The sequence below is a fragment of the Allobosea psychrotolerans genome (assembly GCF_002917105.1).
Classification (GTDB): Bacteria; Pseudomonadota; Alphaproteobacteria; order Rhizobiales; family Beijerinckiaceae; genus Allobosea; species Allobosea psychrotolerans.
In genome coordinates, this window is the sequence record NZ_PQFZ01000025.1 from 64,066 (window position 1) to 72,211 (window position 8,146).

At 65.6% G+C, this 8,146-nt stretch carries 7 protein-coding genes and 1 tRNA gene; 4 read left to right on the forward strand and 4 right to left on the reverse strand.

All coding sequences use genetic code 11. The features are described 5' to 3' along the window. The first annotated feature begins 107 nt into the window (after window positions 1-107). From CYD53_RS26705 to CYD53_RS26720, 4 genes are read left to right on the forward strand one after another with little or no spacing between them, the layout of a single operon-like run. The gene (locus CYD53_RS26705; RefSeq protein WP_103721125.1) at window positions 108-1,652 is read left to right on the forward strand and encodes a glutathione ABC transporter substrate-binding protein; all 1,545 of its coding nucleotides are present in this window, start codon (window positions 108-110) and stop codon (window positions 1,650-1,652) included. A gap of 12 nt (window positions 1,653-1,664) precedes the next feature. After that, the gene (locus CYD53_RS26710; RefSeq protein WP_103721126.1) at window positions 1,665-3,491 is read left to right on the forward strand and encodes an ABC transporter ATP-binding protein; all 1,827 of its coding nucleotides are present in this window, start codon (window positions 1,665-1,667) and stop codon (window positions 3,489-3,491) included. A 48-nt stretch (window positions 3,492-3,539) separates the two neighbouring features. After that, window positions 3,540-4,463, forward strand: a complete 924-nt coding sequence (locus tag CYD53_RS26715; protein WP_103721127.1) for an ABC transporter permease subunit — start codon at window positions 3,540-3,542, stop codon at window positions 4,461-4,463. After that, window positions 4,460-5,314 (forward strand): ABC transporter permease, encoded by an 855-nt coding sequence (locus tag CYD53_RS26720; protein ID WP_103721128.1) that lies wholly within the window; start codon window positions 4,460-4,462, stop codon window positions 5,312-5,314. The genes CYD53_RS26715 and CYD53_RS26720 overlap by 4 nt, the downstream gene beginning before the upstream one ends. Window positions 5,315-5,470: 156 nt before the next feature. Here the strand turns inward: CYD53_RS26720 and minE are convergent, their stop codons facing one another. From minE to CYD53_RS26740, 4 genes are all read right to left on the reverse strand, one after another. Beyond that, window positions 5,471-5,734, reverse strand: a complete 264-nt coding sequence (gene minE, locus CYD53_RS26725; RefSeq protein ID WP_069689375.1) for a cell division topological specificity factor MinE — start codon at window positions 5,732-5,734, stop codon at window positions 5,471-5,473. Beyond that, window positions 5,731-6,546: a septum site-determining protein MinD gene (minD, locus tag CYD53_RS26730; protein WP_103721129.1), complete on the reverse strand. Its 816-nt coding sequence runs from the start codon at window positions 6,544-6,546 to the stop codon at window positions 5,731-5,733. The genes minE and minD overlap by 4 nt, the downstream gene beginning before the upstream one ends. A gap of 95 nt (window positions 6,547-6,641) precedes the next feature. Further along, window positions 6,642-7,376: a septum site-determining protein MinC gene (minC, locus tag CYD53_RS26735; RefSeq protein WP_103721130.1), complete on the reverse strand. Its 735-nt coding sequence runs from the start codon at window positions 7,374-7,376 to the stop codon at window positions 6,642-6,644. 677 nt (window positions 7,377-8,053) lie between these two features. Next, window positions 8,054-8,130, reverse strand: a tRNA-Met gene (locus tag CYD53_RS26740). Between the last annotated feature and the right edge of the window lie 16 nt (window positions 8,131-8,146).

Sequence of the window (8,146 nt, forward strand, 5' to 3'; positions counted from 1 at the left end):
GTCGAAATTTGGAAGCGCCATTGCGCGTACCGCCATGGACTTCGCCTGCGTCGAAATCGTAAAACCCCATGGCTGTTCTTTTTTTAGAACGATCTGGAGTCGCCATCATGCCGATCTCGCTCGCTCGTATCAGCACTGCATTTCGGTCCTTGGCCGTCGTCGCCGCGCTGGGGCTTGCCAGCCCGTCGCTTGCGGCCGGGCAGATCACGGTCGGCGTCGGCGACAACATCCTGGGCCTCGACCCGACCGATCTCAATGACTCGGTCTCGCTCTCGGCCAGCCGGCTTTTCTTCCAGGGGCTCTATGGCTTCGACCGCGACCTGAAGCTTGTTCCGGTTCTGGCCGAGAGCACCGAGGTCAACAGCGACTCGACCCAGTACACCGTGCACCTGCGGCGCGGCGTCAAATTCCATGACGGCTCGTCCTTCGATGCTGCCGCGGTCAAGCTGAACTACGACCGGCTGCGCGACCCGGCCAACCATCTCAAGCGCCAGAGCCTGCTGGAGGCCGTCGACAAGGTCGAGGTCGTTGACGACTTCACCATCCGTCTCGTCCTGAAGGCGCCGTCTGGCGTGCTGCTCAACTATCTCGCCCATACCGGGGCCTCGATCCTGAGCCCCAAGGCCATCGCGCAATATGGCTCCGAGATCTCGCGCCACCCGGTCGGCACGGGCCCCTTTATCTTCACCAGCTGGACGCCCGACACGCTCAAGGCCGCGCGCAACCCGCAATACTGGCGCCAGGGCCTGCCGCGGCTCGACGGCGTCACGATCCGCAGCGTGCCCGAAAGCGGCGCTAGGCTCGCCTTGTTGCGTTCGGGCGAAGCGCAGTTCGTGTTCCCCTTGCCGCCCGAGACGGTGCAGCTCATCGAGCGCGACGAGCGCCTCGCCATCGACAAGACGCCGTCGATCGTGATCCAGTATGTCGCCCTCAACACCCGCAAGAAGCCGTTCGACGATCCGCGCGTCCGTCAGGCCCTGAACTACGCGATCGACAAGACGGCTTTCATCAAGGTCGTCTATAACGGCTTCGGCATTCCCATGGATGCGCCGGTGGCGCCGGGCATCGCCTTCTACAGCAAGCAGGGCGTCTGGCCCTATGATCCCGCCAAGGCCAAGCAGTTGCTGGCGGAAGCGGGCTACCCGAATGGGTTCGAGACCGAGATCTGGAATTTCAGCAACACGCTGAACAACCGGGCCTCGCAGTTCCTGCAGCAGCAGCTCGCCCTCGTCGGCGTGAAGGTCGCAGTCAACCCGCTCGAAGCCGGCGTCGCGACCACGCGGCTCTGGGGCGCCAAAACGCCGGAGGACGCCGAGGTGCGCATGTTCTTCGGCAGCTGGGCGCCCTCGACCGGTGACGCCGACTGGGCGCTGCGGCCGCTGCTGTCGAGCCGCAGCTATCCGCCGGCGCTCTACAATCTCGCCTATTTCAAGAACGACGCGGTCGATGCGGCGCTTCTGAAGGGGCTGTCGACGGCCGATCCCGCGGAGCGCAAGGTTGCTTACGACGCAGTCCAGAAGGTGGTCTGGCAAGAGGCGCCCTGGATCTTCCTCTCGGTCAACACGCTGGTGGCCGGCCGCGACAAGCGCCTGACAGGTCTCCGCCAGCAGCCCGATACCGCTCTGACCTATGAGGAAGCAGACCTGAAATAGGGGCTGCTCCCCATGGGCGAGCCGGAACTGCTCGACGTCCAGGATCTCTCCGTCAGCTTTCCCGCCGACGGAGGTCGCACGACCGTGGTTCGCGGCCTTGGGCTGACGGTCAGGCCGGGCGAGACCGTGGCGCTGGTGGGTGAATCAGGCTCCGGCAAGTCCGTCGCCTCGCTGGCGATCACCCGGCTTCTCGACTATGGGCCCGGCCGGATCGATACGGGCCGCATCCTCTATCGCGACAATGGCGGCAAGGTCCGCGATCTCGCGCAGGAAGATGCGGAGACGATGCGGGGGCTGCGCGGGCCCGAGATCGCCATGGTCTTCCAGCAACCGATGAGTTCGCTCAACCCGGTCATGCGGATCGGCGACCAGATCGCCGAAGCCATCGTGCAGCCCCGCCGGCTCGACTGGACGGCAGCTCTCGCCGAGGCGCAGCGCCTACTCGAGCGTGTCCGCATCCCCGATGCGAACCGGCACTTGCGCTCCTATCCGTTCGAGATCTCGGGCGGCATGCGGCAGCGCGCGATGATCGCCATCGCGCTGGCGAGCCGGCCGCGGCTTCTCATCGCGGACGAGCCGACGACGGCTCTCGACGTGACTGTTCAGGCGCAGGTGCTGCGCCTGCTGCGCGAACTCCAGCGCGACCTCGGCACCGGCCTGCTGTTCATCACCCATGACATGGGCGTCGTCGCCGAACTCGCCGACCGCGTCGTGGTGATGCGCGCCGGCGAACGTCTCGAAGAAGGCGAGGTCGGCGCGCTCTTCGCCAGGCCTTCCCATCCCTATACGCGCACCCTGCTCGCCGCCGTGCCGGTGCTCGGCAGCCTCAACGACGCGGCCCTGCCGGTGCCGTTCCCGGAACCGCCCGCTCCGACCGGACCGCAGGATACCGTGGCAGCCACAGCGCCGGTGCTGGAATTGCGCGGTCTGGTCACGCGGTTTGACATCAGGGGCATGCTCGGCCGCGTCCGGGCCCGGGTCCACGCCGTCGAGCAGGTGAGCCTCGATATCCGCCCCGGCGAGACGCTCGCGCTGGTCGGCGAGAGCGGCTGCGGCAAGAGCACGCTCGGGCGCAGCATCGTGCGTCTCGAAGAGCCGTCCTCGGGGCGCATCCTGTTCCGGGGCGAGGATGTTCTCGCCGCGGCGGCGAACAGCGCCGCGGACCGCGCTTTGCGGCGCGGCATCCAATATGTCTTCCAGGATCCGTTCAGCGCGCTCGATCCGCGGCTCACGGTCGGCTTCTCCGTGGCGGAGCCGATACGCACCCATGGCCTCCTCGCCGGCACGGCCGTCATACGTCGCGTCGAAGATCTGCTCGAACTCGTCGGCCTCCCGCGCGCATTCGTCTCGCGCTATCCTCACGAGCTCTCGGGCGGCCAGTGCCAGCGCGTCGGAATCGCGCGGGCGCTGGCCTCGGAGCCGCGGCTGATCATCGCCGACGAGGCGGTCGCGGCGCTCGACGTGTCGATCCGCGCGCAGATCGTCAACCTGCTGATGGATTTGCAGCGAAAGCTCGGCCTCGCCTGCCTGTTCATCTCGCACGACATGGCGGTGGTCGAGCGGATAAGCCACCGTGTCGCGGTGATGTATCTCGGGCAGATCGTCGAAATCGGACCACGCCAGGCCGTGCTCGCCGCGCCGCAGCACGCCTATACGCGGCGGCTGCTCAGCGCCGTCCCGGTTCCAGATCCTGCGCGACGCCGCGAGGAGGTCGCGCTCGACGACAGCGAAGTGCCAAGCCCGCTGCGGGCGTTGGACGACGTGCCGGAGGTGGCCCCGCTGGTTCAGGTCGGGCCCGAGCATTATGTCGCGCGGCACCGCGTGGGAGGTCTCTATTGAGGACGATGCGATGCGCACTGTGCTGACCCGCAGACAGGATGAGAGCCGATGCCCGTCTTCGTCCTGAAGCGGCTGCTGGGCGCAGTGCCGGTGCTGTTTGCCGTGTCGCTGTTCGTCTTCGGCTTCGTCCGGCTGCTGCCGGGCGATCCGGCGCGCCTGGTGGCGGGCGCGGATGCGACCGAACAGGAGGTGGCATCCGCGCGCGAAGCGCTCGGGCTCGACCGGCCGATCTGGGAGCAGTATCTGCGTTACACTGGCGCGACGCTTCACGGCGATTTCGGCATTTCCAGCCGCACGCATGAGCCGGTGATCGCGGTTATCGGCGCGCGCTTCCTGCCGACCTTGTGGCTCACTCTGGCGGCGATGGGCTGGGCAACCCTGACGGGCGGCCTGCTCGGCGTCTGGGCCGGCGTCAAACGCGGGCGATGGCAGGACCAGGCGGCCATGCTGGTGGCGATCGGTGGCCTGTCCTTTCCCGGCTTTTGGCTCGGGCTGCTGCTGATCGACCTGTTTTCGGTGCATCTCGGCTGGCTGCCGACCGGTGGCTATGACGGATGGCGTTCGCTGCTCATGCCATCATTCACGCTCGGCGTCGGGGTGGCTGCGGTGCTTGCCCGCTTCACCCGCTCGGCCTTCGTCGATGTCGCCGGCGAAGATTTTGTCCGCACGGCGCGCAGCAAGGGCCTGACCGAACGCCGCGTGATCTGGCGCCACGCGGCGCGCAACGCGTTGATCCCGGTCGTGACCCTGACGGGGCTGGAATTCGGAACGCTTCTGGGCGGCGCGATCGTGGTCGAGACGGTGTTCGCCTGGCCGGGCCTCGGCCGCCTGCTCGTCGACAGCATCTCCTTCCGCGACTACCCCGTGATCCAGGCGCTGATCCTGCTCCTTTCCGCCGAGTTCGTGCTGATAAACCTCGTGGTCGACGTCCTCTACGGCGTCTTGAACCCGGCGATCCGGTTGCGATCATGACGACGCCAGCCATCCGCTCGCCCGCTCGGGAATTCTGGCGGCGCTTTCGCCGCAGGCACACAGCACTCCTGGCCGCGGCCATCATTGCGCTCATCGTCTTTGCAGCCGTGTTTGCGCCCTATATCTCGCCTTACGATCCGGCCGCCGCCGACTACGATGCGCTCCTGCAAGCGCCGACATGGGCCCATCTTGCCGGCACCGATTCCTATGGCCGCGACATCCTCAGCCGGATCATCTGGGGAGGCCGCGTCTCACTGGCCGTGGGCCTGATCTCGGCCTTTGCCGGCGGCTTCATCGGCACGATCATGGGGCTTGTCAGCGGTTGGAACGGCGGCTGGGTCGACACGCTGCTGATGCGACTATGCGACGTGCTGTTCGCGTTTCCCGGTCTCCTGCTCGCCATCGCGGTGGTGGCGCTGCTGGGGCCGGGAGTTGGGAATGTCATCTGGGCGGTGGCCGTGTTCAGCGTGCCGGTTTTCGCCCGGCTCGTCCGCGGCAGCACATTGGTGCTGAAGCAGACCCAATACGTACAGGCCGCCCGCAGCATCGGCGTGTCCAGGTTCAGGCTGATCCTTCACCATATCCTGCCCGGAGCCCTGCCGGCGGTGATCGTCTATATGAGCCTGCGCATCGGCTCGGCGATCCTCGTCGGCGCGGCACTGTCTTTCATTGGACTGGGGGCGCAACCGCCAAGCTCCGAATGGGGCGCCATGCTGGCGGATGGGCGCAGCTATCTCGGCGTCGCCGATCACCTGACCCTGTTTCCGGGTCTCGCCATTTTCATCGTCGTGCTCTGCTTCAACATCCTCGGCGACGGCCTGCGCGATGCCCTGAACCAGAAGCTGCAATGAGGGCGATCGTCTGATCGATGGTTTGGCCCGGCAGAGGGCGGCCCTCACCGTCTAGGCTCCGCCTGGAGTCCAAAGGCCTCGCAACTGCCGGAGGCTATAACTGCGAGGCGAGAACGTCCTCTCCAGCGGTTTTCACGCCGCAGGGGAAAGCGGCCGTCAGGCCGCCTTCTTGGCCGCGTCGAACGGGATCTCGACGTCGACGGCGAGCGTCGAATATTGCGCGCCGCGCTCCATCTTCACGGTGACCTTGTCGTGATCGATCTGCATATGCATCGAGATGGCGCGCAGGATTTCGTCGCGCAGCTTGGAGACCAGGTCGGAATCACCGACCGCCGCGCGCTCATGGGCGAGGAGAACCTTCAAGCGCTCGCGGGCGGCAGGGGCCGACTGGGTGCGGGAAAACAGGCGACGCAAGTTCATGCCGCTTTCCTTCCGAAGATCTTGCCGAAGAAGCCGCGCTTCTCGCCCGGAATCATGATCGGCAGGTTTTCGCCCTTGAGCCGGCGCGCCGCCTCGAAATAGGCGATCGACGGCGCGCTGCGATCATCGGCCAGCGTCACGGGAGAGCCGAGATTGGAGGCGCGCAGCACATCCATGCTTTCCGGGATGATGCCGAGCAGCGGGATCGACAGGATTTCGAGGACGTCGTCCACCTTCAGCATGTCGCCACGTTCGGCCCGGGCGGCGTCGTAGCGGGTGAGCAGGAGATGCTTCTCCATATGCTCGCCGTTCTCGGCCCTGAGCGTCTTGGAATCGAGCAGGCCGATGATGCGGTCGGAATCGCGCACCGAGGAGACCTCCGGATTGGTCACGACGATGGCCACGTCGGCATGGCGCATCGCGAGTGTCGCGCCGCGCTCGATACCGGCCGGGCTGTCGCAGATGACCCAGTCGAAGACGCTCTTCAGGGCATTGACGACCTTCTCGACACCCTCCGGCGTGAGGTTGTCCTTGTCGCGCGTCTGCGAAGCCGGCAGCAGGTAGAGCGTCTCGACCCGCTTGTCGCGGATGAGCGCCTGCGTCAGCTTGGCTTCGCCCTGGATCACGTTGACGAGGTCGTAGACGACCCGTCTTTCGGCACCCATGACGAGATCGAGATTGCGCAGGCCGACATCGAAATCCACGACCACTACCTTGTCGCCGCCTTTCGCAAGCGCCGCCCCCAGCGCCGCGGAGGACGTCGTTTTGCCGACGCCGCCTTTGCCGGATGTGACCACGATGACTTTGCCCATAGACCTCTCCTGTTTGTATCGACGCGACGTGAGCGATTCTAAAAGTTGAGAGCATTGCTCATGCGAAAAGCCGGTACCGACTTTCGCGCAATGCTCTAGGCGAGCGATCCGACCTTGAATGTTTCGCCTTCGAGCCAGATCTGGACGGCCTTGCCGCGCAGTTCGGGCTCCATGTCCTCGGCCGTCTTGTAGAAGCCGTCGATCGCGAGGAGTTCAGCTTCGAGCTTGCTGCAGAAGATGCGCGCCGACGCGTTGCCCATCGTGCCCGCCAGCGCTCGTCCGCGGAGCGTGCCGTAAACATGGATGGAACCTCCCGCCACGATTTCCGCGCCGGATGCGACCGAGCCGATGATGGTCACGTCGCCCTCGGGGAAGAACAGCGACTGACCGGAGCGCACGGGCTGGGTCACGATGATCGAAGGCGTGGTCTTGTTCGGCAGCGGGTCGGAGCGAATGATGCTCTCGGACACGACGGCTTCCTTGACCGGCTCGGCGACCGGCGCTTCGATATCCGATGTCGAGCGCCCGCCGGATATCGCAGGCGGCAGATCCGTGCCGAGCAATGAGGTGCGGGCGCCTTCAATGCCCATGATTCGCACATTGCGCGTGCACAGCTCGTCGACGAGCTCGCGGAGCTGCGTACGGTCGAGATCGATGCCTTCGACATCGAGCACCACCGGCCGCCTCAGGAAAAACCCGGCGGACAGCGCAGCCAGCTCATCGAGCCGCACCAGCCAGTCCTCGAGGGGCAGCTCGGGGGTCAGAGTGAGCGCAAGGTAGGAGCGCCCCTTGAGGCGGATCGGCCTGGGTTTCGTTAACACGGCGGTCATCTTGGTAAATTTTCGGTAGCCCCGGTGTATCGGGCGAATGGTTAACAGATGGTAAATCGCCGGGGCGTGCCGACGGCAGCGAGCCTGCTTTGAAGCCAGATGGGGCAAGGCAATGGATGCAAGTTTTCAACCGCTCGGGCATCAAAAGGCGCTGACATTCAAGGCCTCCGCGGGAAGCAGAAAACGCTCCTCGGCGAGGCCTCAATGCGTTTGCGGCAGCGTTTCCATGCAAGGCGTCGCTGCCCGACGGCATCGGCCGCGCGAAGGCGAATGCCGTCACATCCGCCTCGACGTACTCCCCGCGCGCCCGGCCATTCCACACAGGAATTTTTCACTTATGAGCCCGTCATCGGGACGTGGAGAGTTCCGTGAATGGATCGAAATTCGCCGATGCGCAGATCGCTCTGGAGCAGGCCGAGAACGGGCGCCGGTTGCGGAGGTGTGCCGGGTGGTCGGAAGCTGGCGCGCGGCGTTCTACGACTGGCGCCAAGCGTATGCGTGTCTGTCCTGACCCACCTCAATCCTGCCGAGGCTTATCGCCGTCGCGCCATGGAGCTCGAAAGCCTTCTCGACGATCCCGAGTTACGGGAGGCGCTGGGTCTTGCGGGATCTGGCGCCGCTTTGGATCCAGAACGACGAAACCCCGCCTCAAGATGAGACGGGGTTTTCGTTGTCTTTGGTTGCGGGGGCTGGATTTGAACCAACGACCTTCAGGTTATGAGCCTGACGAGCTACCGGGCTGCTCCACCCCGCGATAAAGGTGTGTTTGG

Excerpts from the sequence above, each read along its gene's own strand:
- CYD53_RS26705 (WP_103721125.1), top strand. The coding sequence starts at position 108 with ATGCCGATCTCGCTCGCTCGTATCAGCACTGCATTTCGGTCCTTGGCC.
- CYD53_RS26710 (WP_103721126.1), top strand. The coding sequence starts at position 1,665 with ATGGGCGAGCCGGAACTGCTCGACGTCCAGGATCTCTCCGTCAGCTTT.
- CYD53_RS26715 (WP_103721127.1), top strand. The coding sequence starts at position 3,540 with ATGCCCGTCTTCGTCCTGAAGCGGCTGCTGGGCGCAGTGCCGGTGCTG.
- CYD53_RS26720 (WP_103721128.1), top strand. The coding sequence starts at position 4,460 with ATGACGACGCCAGCCATCCGCTCGCCCGCTCGGGAATTCTGGCGGCGC.
- minE (WP_069689375.1), bottom strand. The coding sequence starts at position 5,734 with ATGAACTTGCGTCGCCTGTTTTCCCGCACCCAGTCGGCCCCTGCCGCC.
- minD (WP_103721129.1), bottom strand. The coding sequence starts at position 6,546 with ATGGGCAAAGTCATCGTGGTCACATCCGGCAAAGGCGGCGTCGGCAAA.
- minC (WP_103721130.1), bottom strand. The coding sequence starts at position 7,376 with ATGACCGCCGTGTTAACGAAACCCAGGCCGATCCGCCTCAAGGGGCGC.